Genomic DNA, 16,351 nt, shown 5'->3' with positions numbered 1-16,351 from the left:
GGTTAATCCGACAGGCTTGGGAATACGTGAGACTTCGTACTTAAAGTTACATACAGAACGTAAGGGAATACCCTTGGTAAAAAATTTCAATTGGGTAACTGGCTGTGTCGCGCCATTTCGCGGTCGCTCTTAGTGCCGCGGCGATTTGGGCGGTTTCTCGGGGAAATTTTTACATTTCATCATGAGCACAACACAATGTTAGATGGCGTCACATCATCCGTAAGAACTAAACCTACAGACATCCTGCATCGTTGCTGCACTGTTTGTTGGTGAGAATTGGCATCCGATATGCCGCCGCCAAGTGCAAGGCCGGCCTGGCAAGCAAAAACGCTCGCCAGGCCGGCCACGATTCCTGGCCCAAGCAGGGCTGCGCCTTACTTGTTCAGACTTGCCACGTAAGCGCGCCATCCGCCAAACGAGGACACATCTTCTGCGCCAGCTATCGCCCACGGTTCGCAAATGAAGCCGTGGGTCTGGCTGCCATCCGCCAGGGTCAAGCTTCCCAGGCCGAGCGGCGACAGCACCTGCTTCAAGAAGGCGCCCACCTGCGTCAACGGCAGTTGCCAGACCTCCACCGCAATCGCCACGCCCCCTTCGGCCACCCTGACCAGGCCAGGCTTGGGCGGGACCGTATTCGGCAATGCGTAGAGGCGATAGGTCGGCGCGGTCGTCGTTGCCTCGACAAGCTGCGCACCCAGGTCAGTCAGCTGCCAATTCAGCGGCATGCCCGTCAGATGCGCACCGACGACCGTCAGCGGCAGGCTGAGCGGCATCGGTGGAACAATCGCACGCGGTTCAGGCAGCGGTTCGCCCGTCGCGCCGACCGTCAGGCCGGTCGAATGGTGGAAACGCTGACCCAATTGCGCCAGCCGCCAGTCGGAACCGCTCTTGCCGATGAGGGTGATGCCGAAGGGCAGACCGTCGGGCCGCATCGACGCGGGCACGGCCAGCGCGGCCCACTGCAGCAGATTGACGAAGTTCGTGTATCGGCCCAGGCGGCGGTTGGCTTGGATAGGGTCGGCTAGCATCTCGGCCATGGTCGGATGGGTCGGCGCGGTCGGCACCACCAGCACATCGATGTCCTGCCAGATCGGGGCCAGGCGCAAGCGCGCTTCTTCGAGCTTGATCTGCATTTCCAGCACGTCGGCCGCGGTATAGCGGGTGCCGCCGCCAATGATCGTGCGGACCGGCTCGATCACGGCGTCGGGCTGCGCGTCGAAAAAGGCCTGGATGGCCTGGTAGCGTTCCGCCACCAGCGCGCTTTCGTACAGCCACAGCGCCACCTCGTTCAGCGGGGCATCGTCGATGGCGACAGCCGTACCGCCCAGGTCGACCAGTCTGGCGCAGGCGGCGGCAAAGGCGGACTCCGACAGCGCATCGCTGTCAAAGTCGGGCTCCGCCGGGACGCCGAACCGGAAGCTGGCGGGCATGGACGTCAGGTCGTAGGGCAGGGCGGTGCCCGCCGCCATGACGTTGAGCGCATCGACCGCGTCGGCCACGGTACGCGCAAAAATGCTTGCCGTATCGAAACTGCGCGATGCGGGATAGACGCCGGCATTGCTAAGCAGGCCAAGCGAAGGCTTGAGGCCCACAATGTTGTTGAAGCCCGCCGGCACGCGGCCCGATCCGGCCGTATCGGTGCCCAGGGCAATGTCTGCCGCGCCGGTGGCGACGGCCCAGGCCGACCCGCTGCTCGACCCGCCGCTGACATATTCCGGCCGCAGCGCATTGGGCACCGCGCCAAACGGCGACCGCGTGCCGTTCAGGCCGCAGGCGAACTGATCCAGATTGGTCTTGCCCACGATGGCCGCACCGGCATCGAGCAGTTTCTGCACCACATCGGCGCTTTTGTGGGGCGTGTAGGCAAACTCCGGCGCCCCGCAAGTCGTCGGGATGCCGGCAACGTCGATGTTGTCCTTGATCGCAACCCGGCGGTTGGCAAGGGGACCGGTGGTCAGGGTTTGTATCGGGGCGGCGAAATGGCGGATCCAGGCGGACATGATGTTCTCGTTCCAAAGGTAACCCTGACAAGCAAGGCGCGTACCAGTTGTGTACAAGTTTGTACGCGAAACGATGCACGCGCGCGGCGCTGCGCTGTCAGCTTGCGGCGTTGCCCAGCGCCGTCGGCTTGCAGCGTTGCCCAGCGCCGTCAGCGTGCGCCGTCACCCGGCGCCGTCGCTCCGCGGCTTCAGTCCGCGGCGGACCCCGTCCAGCGGTAATCAGGATCCCCGAGGGTGGCGCGCAGCAGGTCGATGAATACCCGCACGCGCTGCGGCAGGTGCTTGCGCTGCGCGAACACCGCATGAATGCCGTTGGGCGGGGCGGCGTAGGCGTCCAGCACCGTCACCAGACGGCCCCGCGCCAGATCGGTTTCCACTTCCCACATCGACCGCCACGCCAGCCCGCGGCCCGCGAGCGTCCAGGCGTGCAGCACCGCACCATCGGTGCATTCCATATTGCCCGACACGCGGTGCGCCACGACTTTGTCATCGATTCGGAACAGCCAGCCTCGCGCCTGGTTGCCTCCGGTCCCGAACGACAGGCAGTTGTGCCGCGCCAGGTCGTCCGGGTGTTCCGGCGTGCCGTGCCGCGCAAGATAGGCGGGTGCAGCCACCACCATCCGTCGATTGTCGGCCAGGCGCACACTGACCAGGCTGGAATCTTCCAGATCGCCGATGCGGATCGCGCAGTCGAAGTTGTCGCTGATCAGGTCCACCAGCCGGTCGCTCAGATCCAGGGTCACGGTAATGCCCGGGTACTCGTCGATCAGACGCGGCAGCAGCGGCGCGATGTGCCGCCGTCCGAAGCCCGCCGGCGCGGTGACGCGCAGCGGACCGCTGGGCGTGCCGCCGCCGGCCGACACGGCGTTTTCAGCGCCTTCCATGGCGGCCAGGATGCGCTGGCATTCGTCGAAGAAGGCGCCGCCTTCGGCGGTCAGTGAAATGCGGCGCGTGGTCCGCTGCAGCAGCTTGACGCCCAGGCGGGCTTCCAGCGCGTCGATGCGCCGTCCGATGACGGCGGGGGCCACGCCTTCAAGCCGGGCGGCCGCCGACAGGCTGCCGCGCAACACGGCGGCCACGAAAGTTTCGATCTGTTTGAAGCGGTCCATGCGGCCCAGTGTAACTAGGTCGCTTCGCCGCCGAGCAGCGCCGTCAGTCTGTCGATGTCCAGCGGCTTGGTCAGGTGTTCGTCGAAGCCGGCCGCCAGGCAACGCTGCACGTCGGCTTCCATGCCGTAACCCGTCAAGGCGATCGCCAGCTTGCCGCCGGTGCGATCGAACATGCGCAGCACGTCGATGCCGTCGCCGTCGGGCAGTCCCATGTCGCTGACCAATGCATCGAAGGTATGCGCGGCCAGCGTGCTGCGGGCATCCGCCACCGACACGGCCACCTTGACCATGTAACCCAGTTCGCTTAACAGGAACTGCATGGCCTCGGCCGTATCGGCGTTGTCTTCGACCAGCAGGAGCCGGACCGGCGCCCGCCGCGAGCCGGCAGGCACAGGCGTCACCACGCCGGATGCGCGCTCGCTGGCGTCCCCTGCATAATTCAGGGTCAGCGTAAAGGTCGCGCCCCGGCCCACGCCATCGCTGTGCACATTCAGCGTGCCGCCATGACGCTGCGCCAGCGAACTGGCGATCGCCAGCCCCAGGCCCAGTCCACCCCGCATTTCGCCGGGCTCGTTGTCACCCTGGTCGAAGGCATTGAAGATGCGCTTGAGCGCTTCCTGCTGAATGCCGATGCCCGTATCGGACACTTCGACCGTGACCTTGCCATGCCGGGGCGGCAGCAGGGCAAGGCGGATCGTGCCGGCCTTCTGCGTGAACTTGATCGCGTTCTTCAGCAGGTTCCACAACACCTGTTGCAGACGCGCCGGGTCGGCCTGCACGATCACCGGCGTCGCCAGCGGGGTGTAAAGCAATTCGATGCCCTGCGCAGCCGCTTCATCGCGGAAGACGTCCGCCATGCCCCCCAGCAACGCCACCAGGTCGGTCGGCTCGAAGTGCAGCGTCAGCTTGTCGTTGACGATCTTGGAGATGTCGAGCAGATCGTCGATGAGCCTTGCTTCGATCTCGACGTTGCGCTTGATCAATTCGACGCTGCGGCGCGCCTTGGGCGGCAGGTCGGTCTGCATGTCCAGCGCCTGGGCCGCGGCGTAAATGGGACCCAGCGGCGTGCGCAGCTCGTGCGAAAGCACCGCCAGAAAGTGGTCTTTCGCGCGGTTGGCGTTTTCGGCCTGTTCCTTCGCGGCCTGCAGCAGGTCGGCGGCCACGCGGGTATCGGTCATGTCCCGCACGATGCGCGAAAATCCGCGTACCTCGCCGTCATCTCCAAAAATCGCGGTGGTCACGACCGACGCATAGAACGATGTGCCGTTCTTTCGGCGCAGCCAGCGTTCTTCCGACATGCTGCGCATGGCGCCAATCAGCGCCAGTTCCTGGGTCAGCGCCTGCGCCATGGCCTGCGGCGTACCGCGCAACGCGTCGTCGGGCACGAAGAACATGTCGTAGGTCTTGCCCAGCACTTCGTCGGCGCCATAGCCAAAGATCCATTCCGACGCCTGGTTCCAGCTTTCGATTACCCCCGTGGTCGACAGGGCGATGACCGAGTAATCGCGCAACGCATCGATCAACTGACCGAAATAGGTTTCGCGTTCGCGCAACTTGCGCTCGGCGTCCTGCCGTGACCGCTTTTCCGTGGCCTCGGCCAGCGCCCGGCGCACCACGATGGGCAGACGCTCCAGGCGCTGCTTCAGCACGTAATCGGTCGCGCCTTCCCTGAGCATGTCGACCGCGTTTTCTTCGCCCAGCACGCCCGATACGAACACGAAAGGGAGCGGCTGCGGGCGGGCCTGCGACAGGCGCAGCGCTTCCGGGCCAGAGAAGGTGGGCAACTGGAAGTCGGACAGGACGATGTCGAACTCGCTGCGATCCAGCTCGGCAAGGAACGCGTCCGCCGTGTCGACGACCGTCACACGCACATCCAGTCCCGCCAGTTCGAGCCGCTGCAGCGCAAGATCGGCATCACGCGGGTCGTCCTCCACCATCAGAATGCGGACGACGTCAGGGTTCAGATCGGCAAAAGTCGAGATCACCGGATTATTCGTTCCCGGCGCCACGTGGACGGCGGCGCGAGCCGGGTGGCGGCTCATTCAGCACGGCCCAGAACACGCCGAGATCGCCGATCGCACGCACGAAGTCCTGGAAGATGACCGGCTTGACCACGTAGGCATTGACGCCCAGATCGTACGCGCGCACCAGATCGCTTTCTTCATTCGACGAGGTCAGCATCACGACCGGCGTGGCCTTGAGCGACGCCTCACCGCGAATGGCCTTCAACACTTCCAGACCATCGACCTTGGGCAGCTTCAGATCGAGCAGGACGACGGCAGGATTGCCCTCGTCGCGTCCCGCATGGTCGCCGCGGCGTTGCAGGTAGTCGAGCGCGTCGGCGCCATCGCGCGTGATGACGACATCATTGGCCAACTGGCTCTTTTCAAGCGCAATCAGCGTCAGTTCCAGGTCATGCGGGTTGTCTTCGACCAGCAGGATCGGTTTGAGCATGTTCAACCTCGTTTCTGGTTCCGCGCGCCGGCCTGCGCCGCGCCCGGATCCGGCAGTGCGACGAAGAATGTCGCACCCTTGTCTATTTCCGCTTCGGCCCACACACGTCCACCGTGACGCTCGACAATGCGGCGCACGTTCGCAAGACCAATGCCAGTCCCTTCAAAGTCCTCCATACGATGCAGACGCTGGAAAACCCCGAAAAGTTTCGGTGTGTATTTCATGTCGAACCCGACGCCGTTGTCTTTGACATAGAACACCGTCTCGCCGTCGCCCTGCATGGCGCCGATTTCGACACGCGCCTCATCGCGCTTGCGGGTGTACTTGATGGCGTTGGAAATCAGGTTGCGCAGCGCCAGATGCAGGTAGGCCGCGTCGCCATAGGTGCGCGGCAACGGGTGGATGACCCACTGGATGTTGCGGTGCTGGGTGTCGGGCTGGAATTCGCGGACGATCTGGTCGATCACCGGCGTCAGATCGACGTTGGACGGCCGCAGGGCGTTGCGGCCCATCTGCGAGAACGTCAGCAACGAGTCCACCAGGTTGCCGGCGAATCGGGCCGAATCGCCGATATTGCTCAGAAAGCGCACGCCCTTTTCGGACAGCTTGCCGCCTTCGTATTCGTCCAGCAACTCGGCATACCCGGCAATATGCCGCAGCGGCGCGCGCAGGTCATGCGACACGCTGTACGAAAACGCTTCAAGTTCCTTGTTCGTCCGATCGAGCTCGTTCGCCATGTCGGCCAGCTCTTCGGCCTTGCGCAGCACGATCCCCAGCACCGCCGCGCGCAGCTCGGCCGCGGCATCCACCACGGCACGATCCCAGCGGCGCGATTGGCCGCGCACTTCCTGCTGCCAGGACTGGAAGCTCTTGCGCGGATGCAGTCGCAGCGTGCCGTTCTCTTCCTTGACGTCCTTCTTGGTCGGCGCGCCGGCCCATTCGATGGTGCGCAATTGCTGCGGCCGGAACCAGAGGATGAAGTTCGCGTGCAATTCCGAAATCGAGACGGCCAGCACGCCGCTGGCCTGTTCGATCACCGGCTCGAAGTCCGGATCGAGCTGGCTCATGCGGTCGGTGTGGAACACGTCGCGTTCGGGCAGTGTCGCGATATAGGTGCAAAGCGCCTTGATCGTCATGCGATCGGGCGTCTCGCCAAACGTCAGGCATTCGTCGCCCGACACAATGGCGGCGCCGCTGGCTTGCGCAAAGTTCAGAAAGGTCTCGGGCATGTGATACAGCCCCCGCGCCACGCTGTCGTGGTCGGCCATCGACGACAGCATGCGGACCAGCAGCTGCCGCAATTCCAGCCGGCGCTCGGTATCGGCATGGGCTTCCCGGGCTTCCACCTGCAGCGACACCATCTTGCCGAGCAGATCGCAGGCCACGCGGGTCTGCACCGGCACGGTCAGCGGGTCGGTGTTGTGGCAGGAAATCATGCCCCACAGGCGGCCCTCGACGACGATCGAAATGGACATGGACGCCATCGTGCCCATGTTGCGCATGTATTCCAGGTGCACCGGCGACACGCTGCGCAGTGCCACGTTGCTCAGGTCGGTCGGCCCGCCCGCGGGCCACTCGGGTGGCACCAGGCGCGACGGGGTGTACATGGCGTCGGGGATCACGCGGATCCGGTTCAACACATACAGATCGCGCGCCTGTGCCGGAATGTCGGACGCAGGAAACTGCAGGCCAAGGAAGGCGTCGTAGCCGCGATCCACGCGCTCGGCATTGACCCGGCCGTGGCCTTCTTCGTCAAAGGCATAGGCCGTGACGCGGCCAAAGCCCGTCAAACGCTTGACCTCGGCCACGGCCAGCTCACAGACGGCGTCGGTCGTGCGCGCCTGCTGCAACTGGGTCACGAAGGCAATCAGCGACGGGTACATGGCCGCGGCCCCCAGCGTGCGCACCGCCGCCGGTTCGAACTCGGCCATGAGCAAATGGTCGATGGCATGGACCACCATGTCGAACTCGTACAGGGCGCCGTCGGCGTGGCGCAGCGACGTGCTCAGGTGGTGCGGCGTCGGGCTGCCCGCCGTCAGCTGTTCGAGTTCGACGGCCAGCGTCGTGGTATCGCGCTGCATCAGCTCGGCCAGCGACCGGCCGATGACCGCCTCGGCCTTCATGCCAAGATGGGTCTCGATCGACGTGCTGGTCTGGACGACCGCCAACGACACACGATCCAGCACCAGCAGAAAACCGTGCGGTTGCACGCTGCCGGGGATCCGGATGGGTTCGTTTGCGCAGTTGTCCAGTTCGACCGTACTGAGTGTTCGACGGGTCTGGGTCACAAAGAAATTCGCCAAGGCCTTGGAGAGGCGCTAATGATAAGAAATATCCCTTATGCGCTCCAGCGGCCTTGGCGATTTCGACACGTTTTGACGCGAAAAATTGTGTCTCTTGTTACGTCTTTGAAAGGATTTGGTGAGGTTCTTCGTTTGTTGACAGGCGGGCGTGTCCAGCTCAACGCTGGCCGCGATGGGCCCAGGCGGTCGTGCGCTTTTCAATGACGGCGAAGAGCTCGTACATGGCCATGGCCATCACACCGATCACCATCAGTCCGGAAAAGGCCAGCGGCATTTTCATGGACGATCCGGCCGACACCAGCAGATAGCCGATGCCTTCATTCGACGCGTTCATCTCGGATACGGTCGATCCCACAAAGGCCAAGGTGATGGCGACCTTCAGCGACGCAAAGAAGTAGGGCATGGAACGGGGCAGGCCGACTTTCATCAGCACGTCCATCCGTTTGGCGCCCAACACCCGCAGCACGTCTTCCAGCTCGGGTTCCAGCGTGGCCAGGCCCGTGGCGATGTTGACCATGATCGGAAAGAACGAAATCAGGAAGGCGGTCAGCATGGCCGGACCGATGCCGATGCCGAACCACACCACCAGCACGGGCACGAAGGCCGCCTTGGGCAAGGCATTGAAGGCGGTCATCAGCGGGTACACGGCGGTATAGGCCATGCGCGAGCTGCCGATCAGGAAGCCCAGCAGCACGCCGACCACGATCGAAATGCCAAAGCCCGTCATGGTCACCCAGAAGGTGCGCCAGGCGTGGCCGGCAATCACCGGTGCATAGTCGATCGTGGCTTGCAGGATCTGCGACGGACTGGGAAAGATGAATTCGGAAACATTGAAGACGCGGCAGATGATCTCCCACAAGGCGATCACGGCCACCAGCAGGGCGATAGGCGCGGTACGTTCGGCGAAACGGGTCATGGAATGGCTCTCAGGTCGAACGGACGTGGCCGATCTGGGTCCGCAGTTCAAGCACGATGCGGTTGAATTCGTCGGTGTAGGTGGTTTCGAGTTCGCGCGGACGCGGCAGCTCGATCTCGCGGCGCGACAGGATGCGGCCGGGACGCTTGCTCATGACATACACGGTGTCGGCAAGGAACACGGCTTCGCGCAGATCGTGCGTGACCAGGATCACGTTGAACTGCTGCTCGGTCCACAGGTCGCGCAGCACGCACCACAACTCTTCGCGCGTGAAGGCATCCAGCGCACCAAAGGGCTCGTCCAGCAACAGCATTTTCGGTTCGTGGATCAGCGCGCGGCACAGCGACGCACGCTGCTGCATCCCGCCCGACAGTTCCCATGGAAATTTGTCTTCATAGCCAGACAATCCCACGGTTGCGAGCAGTTTGCGGGCGCGCGCCACGTGTTCGTCGCGCTTGGCGCGGAAGGTGGAGCGATGCGGCTCGACGATCTCGAGCGGCAGCAGGATGTTGTCGATGGTGGTGCGCCAGGGCAGCAGCGTGGGCGCCTGGAACGCCATGCCGGCAATCTTGAGCGGGCCGGTCACGGGCTGGCCTTCGACCTTGACGGAGCCGCGCGTGGCCATCTTCAGGCCGGTCGTCAGCTTCATGAACGTGGACTTGCCACAGCCCGACGGGCCGACAATGGCGACGAATTCGCCCTGTTTGATGGACAGCGTCACGTCCTCGACGGCATATTCGCCGGCGCGCGCCAGCGCGTCGGTATAGGCCAGCGAAACGTGCTGGAAATCGACAAAAGGAGTCATGGAAAGCTACGCAAAGGAGCCCCGCCATGACGGCGGGGCGGGCGGCGACGGGTTGGAACGCTTACTTCTTGGCGCGCAGGACGCTGGCGGTCAGGTCCTTGGCGGGCAGGAAGGAGCGGTCGAACGCCAGGTCGGGGTTGACCGGCGTCTTGGTCGCATAGGTGCTGGCCACTTGCGACGCCATGAGCGCCATGCGGCCCGGATTGATGTCGCCAAAGCCCTCGGCGCGCGCATCCGGGGTGTCGATCGCCGTCTGGATCGCCAGGCGCAGACGCTTCAGCTCCAGGGCTTCGTCGATGATGCCGTCGCGTTCCTTCACGGTCTTGACCGACGCCGCCGGGTCGGCGATCACGTCACGCGTGGCCTTGGTAATGGCGCGCAGGAAGCCCTTGACCGCTTCCGGATTGTTCTTGGCGAACGCACGGTCGGCAATGATGGCGTTGCCGTACAGCTTCACGCCGTATTCCGGGAACAGCAGGATGTCGATGTCGCTGTCCTTCACGCCGCGGGCGTTCAGGTTCAGCAGCGACGTGAAGTAGAAGCCGGTAATGGCGTCGACATCGCCGCGCGCGAGCATCGTTTCGCGCAAGGCCGGTTCCATGCTTACCCAGTTGACCTTCTTGTCGTCGATCTTGTTGGCCTGCGCAAAGATCGGGAAGGAACGGCGGCCGCCGTCGAACGACGGCGCGCCGATCTTCTTGCCCTCCAGGTCCTTGGGGGTCTTGATTGCCGCTTTCTTGAGCGAGAACACCGCGGCGGGCGTGTTGTTGTAGACCATCATCACGCCCGTCGGCTGGTTCGGGGCGGTCGGGTTGTTGCCCTGGAACTCCATCAGCGCGGCCAGGTCGGCAAACCCCATTTCATAGGCGCCCGACGCCACGCGGTTGACCGCGCCGCCCGAGCCGTTGCCCGCGTCGATCGTGACGTCCAGCTTCTCCTGCTTGAAGTAGCCCTTCTTGGCGGCCACCAGGAAGATGGCGCTGGGGCCTTCGAAACGCCAGTCGAGCTGGAAGCGGATCTTGGTGTCCTGCGCCGCGGCGGGCGCCGCCCACGCGCCGGCCATCGCGACGACCAGGCTGGCGAGCACGGCACGACGGCCCTGGGTGCGGGAGAATTGCTTCATGATGGTCGTTCCTCGAGTCATGCCGGATGGACGTTGCCCCGGCTGTCAGATTTTCTGAATGGGTGATGACCCCCTGGCACCCCAGGAGCGATCCCTTTCCTGGTGCATCGCAGTCACCAGGCTGGTGCCAGGGAGTATTGCAAGGTGTTAAAAGCAGGAACCGTGCCCATCTGTGATTCACGCGGCGCGCACCAGCTTCGCCCATGCGGCGGGTGCGGTATCGTTGCGGCTCAGCCTTCCAGGATCACCGACCATGTGCCAGCTTCTCGGCATGAACTGCAACACCCCGACCGACATCGTCTTCAGCTTCACGGGCTTTGCGCACCGGGCCGGACGCACCGGTGAGCACGTCGATGGATGGGGCATCGCGTTCTTTGAGGGACGTGCGGTGCGCCATTTCGTGGATCACCAGGCCGCGCTGGTCTCGCCGATTGCGGACCTGATCCGGCGCTATCCGATCAAGTCGACCAATGTCATCGCGCACATCCGCAAAGCCACGGTTGGCCCGGTCATCCTCGAGAATTGCCATCCCTTCATTCGCGAGATGTGGGGCCGTTATTGGGTCTTTGCACACAACGGCGACCTGAAGGCCTACGATCCCGCGCTGGATGGTCCCTACCAGCCTGTCGGGTCCACCGACAGCGAGCGGGCGTTCTGCTGGATCCTGCAATCCTTGCGCGCCCGGTTCGCGTCACGCCCGTCGCGAGACGTGCTGGCCGATGCGCTGCGTGGGCTATGCGCCGAGATCGCCACGCACGGTACGTTCAATATGATGTTGTCGGACGGCACCGAGCTGTACGCCCATTGCTCCACGCGCCTGCATTACCTGGTGCGCCAGCATCCCTTCGCCATGGCCAGCCTGTCCGACGACGAAGTCACCGTGAATTTTGCCGACGTCACGACGCCGAACGACCGGGTGGCCGTGATCGTGACGGAGCCTTTGACGGCCAATGAAACCTGGCTGCCGTTCGCGTCGGGCGAGTTGAAGGTATTCGTGGACGGCGCACCAGCTTGATGCATTAGCCTGGTGGACGCATCGTTATGGTGCGCTCACGTATCCGACGCCAGCCGTTCCAGGAAATCCAGCGTCAGTTCCGCCGCCAGCTGCGCATCATCCGCCGTCATGATCTCCAGCGGGTTGTGGCTGATGCCGCCGTTGCCGCAGCGCGTGAACAGCATGGTGATGGGCGCGACCTCTGCCAGTTTCATGGCGTCGTGGCCGGCGCCAGACGGAAGGGCATGGGCAGGCAGGCCCCGCGCGGCAATGGCGTCCGACCAGTACGCCATCTCGTGCGGCGCGCACGGTGCAGCGGCGGCCCGCATCAGTTCTTCTGTCACCACAGTGATCTGACGACGCGCGCAGATCGCCGCGATCTCGGTTTCCAGATCGGCAACGGCCGCATCCCGGACGGCGTTGTCGGCCGCGCGGATGTCCAGCGAGACGGTACACGCCCCCGGAATCACATTGACCGACCCGTTGGGCACCGTCAGCACGCCTACCGTGCCCACCAGGGACGGCGTGTTGCCGCAGCGCCTTTCGACCGCCAGCACGATTTCCGCGGCCGCGCATGCCGCGTCCCGACGCATGTCCATGGGCGTGGTCCCGGCATGGCTGGCCACGCCGCGCAGCGTCAGCATGCGCCGCACGCTACCCGCAATCGACGTCACCACCCCGACCGGCAGGTTGCGTTCGAACAGGACCGGCCCCTGTTCGATGTGGACCTCGAAATAATGCTTGAGCCGCGCCACGTCTCCAGCGGCGGCGTCGATCGCATCGGGGTCCAGGCCCGCCGCCCGCAATGCGTCGCGCATGGCAATGCCTTGCGCATCGACCGCGTCCAGTACGGCGGGGTCGAAGCGGCCCGCATAGGCCGAGGATCCCAGGAAGGTGCTGCCATACCGCACGCCTTCTTCTTCGGCAAACGCCACCACGTCCAGGTCGTAGGGCAGGCGGCGGCCCGCGCGGTGCAGGTGGTCGACCAGCACGATAGGCAGAAGCACACCCAGCCGGCCGTCATACTTGCCGCCGTTGCGTACCGTGTCGTAATGGCTCCCCGTCGCCACCAGCGCGGGCGCGGGTTGGGCCGGGTCGGCGCGGTACCGTCCCACCACATTGCCGATAGCGTCGTGGCGCACGCTGTCGAAGCCGGCGGCCTGCATCCATGCCGCGATCTGCGCCGCCGCCGCACGGTGCGCCGGCGTCAGATAGGTGCAGGTCAGGTCATCCGGCGAATCGGAATGGCTGGCGAGCGCCTCGGCCCACTGCATGATCTGCTCGCCAAAGGCGCGCGGTTGCGGCAGGCGATCGGCCAGGCGGATTTCGGCAATCCGGTTGATCTGGCGTAGCGCCTCGTTGAATTCCTGATCGGGCGCATGCCGCAGCCGCCGCTGCCAGGCCGCAATGATCTGCGCGCGGGTCAGGCCGGCGCCCGTCGGCCCCCGTACCGCGATGATGAAAGGAAAACCGAACCGCGCACGGTAATCGGCGTTCAGGGTCTGCAGGGTCGCGAATTCGTCTGGCGTGCAGGCGTTCAAGCCGGCGCGCGCCTGTTCACCCGCCGAGTCGGCCGTCAGTTCCCCCGCGATGGCGGCACGGCCCGCCAGTTCCGGGTGCGCGCGAATCAGGGCAAGCTGTTCATCACGGCTGGCTTCGCGCACCACCGTCGCCATCGCCAGCTTGAGCGCGGCGGCGGACGCAAAGGGACGCCGGGCGGCGGCGCGTTCCATCACCCACGGGCTGTGTTCGTACAGGCCGTCCAGGCGATGCGTAAAGTCGCCGACACTGGCCGCGTTCAGGACGTCCAGGGTGAGCGGGGCCGGGACGGAAGCGATGGACGATGGGGTCGGAGCGGAAGGCGTGGTCATCAGAGGGCGGTAGAAGCGTAGGGGTGGTGCTGCTGCCAGTGGCGGGCGATATCGATACGGCGGCACACCCACACGTCGGCGTGCTTTTCCAGATGATCCAGGAATCGCTGCAGGCCGCGGAAACGTCCCGGGCGGCCGAGCAGGCGGCAGTGCATGCCGATCGACAGCATGCGCGGTGTCTCGGCGCCTTCTTCGTACAGCACGTCGAAGCTGTCACGCAGGTAGTCGAAAAAGTGGTCGCCCGTGTTAAACCCCTGCGGCGTGGCGAACCGCATGTCATTGGTATCCAGCGTGTAGGGCACCACCAGATGCGGCACCGTGCCGCCCTGCGCCGCGTCCACCTGCGTCCAGAAGGGCAGGTCGTCGCCGTAGTAATCGCTGTCGTAGACATAGCCGCCGTGTTCCACCACCAGCTTGCGGGTATTGGGACTGTCGCGGCCCGTGTACCAACCCAGCGGCCACTGGCCTTGGGTCAGCCGGTGCACGATCTCGGTGCCGATACGCATATGCTCGCGCTCGGTGGCCTCGTCCATGCCCTGGTAGTGGATCCAACGCCAGCCGTGGCAGGCGATCTCATGCCCCAGGTCCACGAAGGCCTGCGTGACTTCCGGGTGGCGTTCCAGCGCCATGGCCGCGCCGAACACGGTCAATGGCAGGCCGCGCTTCTCGAACTCTTTCAGGATGCGCCATACGCCCACCCGCGAGCCGTATTCGTAGATCGACTCCATGCTCATGTGGCGGTCGGGATAGGCTGCGGCGCCGACGATTTCGGACAGGAACTGTTCCGACGCCGGATCACCATGCAGCACCGAATTTTCGGCGCCTTCTTCATAGTTCAGGACGAACTGCACGGCGACGCGGGCGCCGCCGGGCCAACGGGCGTCGGGGGAGTGCGGCCGTAGCCGACGAGATCGCGGGGATAGGATGTCATGGACGAAGCGGGGTGCTGAGCGACCTGAAACTATATACACTTTTTGCCTGGCGCCGAACCGGCTTCGGCGTCGTGGCCCCGACTTCATTGCATCCGCGTGGTTGCGTTCGCGTGGTTGCACTCACTCCGTTGTATCTACTCAGGAATCCCATGGGCAAATTGACCACCCACGTTCTCGACACCGCGCACGGCTGTCCCGCCGCCGGGCTGGCCATCGATCTGTATCGCCTGACTGACGTCGCGGACCCAGCGTCCGCCGTGCTGCTGAAGCAGGTCGTGACGAACGCCGATGGCCGCGTCGATGGTCCCTTGCTGGACGGCGCCGACCTGGTCCCGGCGGCATATCGACTGGTGTTCGCGGCCGGCGCGTACTTCGCCGCGCGCGGCATCGACCTGCCCGAACCGCGCTTCGTGGATCGCGTGGCGCTCGACTTCGGCATTGCGGATGCGGGGCAGCACTTTCACGTGCCGCTGCTGGTCAGCCCGTGGAGCTGGAGCACGTATCGCGGAAGCTGAAGTCCGGGTAATCAGGTGGGTCCCGCCGGGTCGCCTGCACCAGTCCACGGGGCGCCTGCAGTCGACAGGTCGCCTGGCGTTCAGCCTGCCGGTCCCCGGTTTGACGTGATGGCGGGCCCCATGCACGCCACGATCTGTTCGCGCAGCCAGCGCACCGGCGCTTCCCGACGCGCCCGCGCATGCCACAGCAGGCAGTACTGCAGCGGGGGCAGGGCGACGGGCAAGTGCTGGACCTTGACCGGCAGCGAGCTCGCAAAGAACTGCGTGAAGCGCTGACCTGTCGTCAGCAGCAGATCGGTCTGCGTCAGCACATACGGAATCACGCTGAAGACCGGAAATTCCAGGGCGATGCGCCGGGTATGGCCCGCGCGTGCCAGCAAGGTGTCCACCGTGCTGCACAAGCCCGGCCGCATGGCGGTCGGCGCGGCGTGCCGCGCCTGGAAGTAGGCGGCGGCGGTCAGGGGCCGATCCGCCAGCGGATGATGGCTGCCCATCATGACCACCAGTTCGTCGTCCATGATCGGCAGGCGGTGCAACTGCGCCGGCGGGTCCGGCCAGTTGGCGATCACCAGATCCAGCCGTCCGTCCGCCAGCTTCTCCGCATAGTCCTGGTCGTCCGTCAGCGGATGTACGGTCAATCGGACATCGGGCGCGAGCTGGCGCAGGCGCCCCGCCAGGCGTGGCAGCAGCATCGGGTCCAGGTAGTCCGGCGCGGCCAGGTGCAACTCGCCTTCGGCCCGCTGCGGATCGAAGCGCGGTGGCGGGGCCAGGAAGTGGTCGGCCTGCAGCAGCAGTTCGCGGGCGGGCGCTTCGAGCGAGAGCGCGGTCGCGGTCGGCACGACCCCGCCAGCGGCACGCACGAACAAGGTATCGCCGGTCAGTTGCCGAAGCCGGGCCAGCCGCGCGGACAGCTGGGGCTGCCCGACCCCCAGCCGGATCGCCGCCCGCGACACGTGCAAGGTGTCCAGCAAGGTCAGGAAGGCCTGGACGTCGGCCAGGCTGAGCCGCGACAGGTCGCTGCGAGGGGTGGTGGGTGAGGTCGCGGGCGTTGGCATGACAGGTCTGAGGTGTGGTGGGTGGTGCGGGCTTGAATAGGCTTAGGGTCTACGAGATCGGGAGGGGGCCGGTGATTTATCGGTGGTGGCCTGTGCTTCGGGTGGTGGCCGGTGTGGTGGCTGGGGTGGAAGCGGTGTGGTGGCAGGTGTGGTGGGCGATGTAGTGGGCGATGTAGCGGCGGCGCAGGCCAAATCGGGCAAGGTGCGGATCCTGGCCGTCAGCGAAGCAAAGCGGCTGCCCGATCTGCCCGACGTGCCAACGATGGATGAGGTG

The 16,351-nt window shown here is 65.1% G+C and carries 12 protein-coding genes and 1 pseudogene; 2 read left to right on the top strand and 11 right to left on the bottom strand.

Translation table 11 applies throughout. From position 1 onward, the window contains the following. Window positions 1-374: 374 nt before the first annotated feature. From atzF to ACNANG_RS02285, 8 genes are all read right to left on the bottom strand, one after another. Window positions 375-2,000 carry an allophanate hydrolase gene (gene atzF, locus ACNANG_RS02320; RefSeq protein WP_420225829.1) on the bottom strand — a complete coding sequence of 542 codons (1,626 nt, stop codon included), beginning with the start codon at window positions 1,998-2,000 and terminating at the stop codon, window positions 375-377. A gap of 188 nt (window positions 2,001-2,188) precedes the next feature. Next, window positions 2,189-3,109: a LysR family transcriptional regulator gene (locus tag ACNANG_RS02315; RefSeq protein ID WP_420225828.1), complete on the bottom strand. Its 921-nt coding sequence runs from the start codon at window positions 3,107-3,109 to the stop codon at window positions 2,189-2,191. A gap of 14 nt (window positions 3,110-3,123) precedes the next feature. Then, window positions 3,124-5,094 carry a response regulator gene (locus ACNANG_RS02310; RefSeq protein WP_420225827.1) on the bottom strand — a complete coding sequence of 657 codons (1,971 nt, stop codon included), beginning with the start codon at window positions 5,092-5,094 and terminating at the stop codon, window positions 3,124-3,126. Between the two features lie 4 nt (window positions 5,095-5,098). After that, window positions 5,099-5,563 carry a response regulator gene (locus ACNANG_RS02305; protein WP_420225826.1) on the bottom strand — a complete coding sequence of 155 codons (465 nt, stop codon included), beginning with the start codon at window positions 5,561-5,563 and terminating at the stop codon, window positions 5,099-5,101. 2 nt (window positions 5,564-5,565) lie between these two features. Continuing rightward, window positions 5,566-7,851 (bottom strand): ATP-binding protein, encoded by a 2,286-nt coding sequence (locus ACNANG_RS02300; RefSeq protein ID WP_420225825.1) that lies wholly within the window; start codon window positions 7,849-7,851, stop codon window positions 5,566-5,568. A 172-nt stretch (window positions 7,852-8,023) separates the two neighbouring features. Beyond that, window positions 8,024-8,782, bottom strand: a complete 759-nt coding sequence (locus ACNANG_RS02295) for an ABC transporter permease (RefSeq protein WP_420225824.1) — start codon at window positions 8,780-8,782, stop codon at window positions 8,024-8,026. Window positions 8,783-8,792: 10 nt separating this feature from the next. Further along, a complete protein-coding gene (locus tag ACNANG_RS02290; protein ID WP_420225823.1) occupies window positions 8,793-9,587 on the bottom strand; it encodes an ABC transporter ATP-binding protein in 795 nt (264 codons plus the stop codon). 61 nt (window positions 9,588-9,648) lie between these two features. Next, window positions 9,649-10,650: an ABC transporter substrate-binding protein gene (locus tag ACNANG_RS02285; RefSeq protein WP_420227681.1), complete on the bottom strand. Its 1,002-nt coding sequence runs from the start codon at window positions 10,648-10,650 to the stop codon at window positions 9,649-9,651. Window positions 10,651-10,963: 313 nt separating this feature from the next. Between ACNANG_RS02285 and ACNANG_RS02280 the strand changes: the two genes are divergently transcribed. After that, window positions 10,964-11,725 carry a class II glutamine amidotransferase gene (locus ACNANG_RS02280; protein ID WP_420225822.1) on the top strand — a complete coding sequence of 254 codons (762 nt, stop codon included), beginning with the start codon at window positions 10,964-10,966 and terminating at the stop codon, window positions 11,723-11,725. A 35-nt stretch (window positions 11,726-11,760) separates the two neighbouring features. Here ACNANG_RS02280 and ACNANG_RS02275 read toward each other — a convergent pair whose 3' ends face one another. Further along, on the bottom strand, window positions 11,761-13,575 hold the full coding sequence (locus ACNANG_RS02275) for an allantoate amidohydrolase (protein WP_420225821.1): 1,815 nt from the start codon (window positions 13,573-13,575) through the stop codon (window positions 11,761-11,763). Further along, window positions 13,575-14,506 (bottom strand): annotated as a pseudogene (gene puuE / locus ACNANG_RS02270) (allantoinase PuuE). The gene ACNANG_RS02275 and the pseudogene puuE overlap by 1 nt, the downstream one beginning before the upstream one ends. Before the next feature lie 150 nt (window positions 14,507-14,656). On the opposite strand from puuE, the gene uraH reads away from it, so the two are divergent. Further along, window positions 14,657-15,022 carry a hydroxyisourate hydrolase gene (gene uraH / locus ACNANG_RS02265; protein WP_420225820.1) on the top strand — a complete coding sequence of 122 codons (366 nt, stop codon included), beginning with the start codon at window positions 14,657-14,659 and terminating at the stop codon, window positions 15,020-15,022. Between the two features lie 80 nt (window positions 15,023-15,102). Here uraH and ACNANG_RS02260 read toward each other — a convergent pair whose 3' ends face one another. Continuing rightward, on the bottom strand, window positions 15,103-16,077 hold the full coding sequence (locus ACNANG_RS02260) for a LysR family transcriptional regulator (RefSeq protein ID WP_420225819.1): 975 nt from the start codon (window positions 16,075-16,077) through the stop codon (window positions 15,103-15,105). Between the last annotated feature and the right edge of the window lie 274 nt (window positions 16,078-16,351).

It is taken from the genome of Pigmentiphaga litoralis, assembly GCF_048632615.1.
Taxonomy (GTDB): domain Bacteria; phylum Pseudomonadota; class Gammaproteobacteria; order Burkholderiales; family Burkholderiaceae_B; genus Pigmentiphaga; species Pigmentiphaga litoralis_B.
Note: the sequence above shows the minus strand (reverse complement) of the source record. Positions and strands in the feature narration are given on the sequence as shown.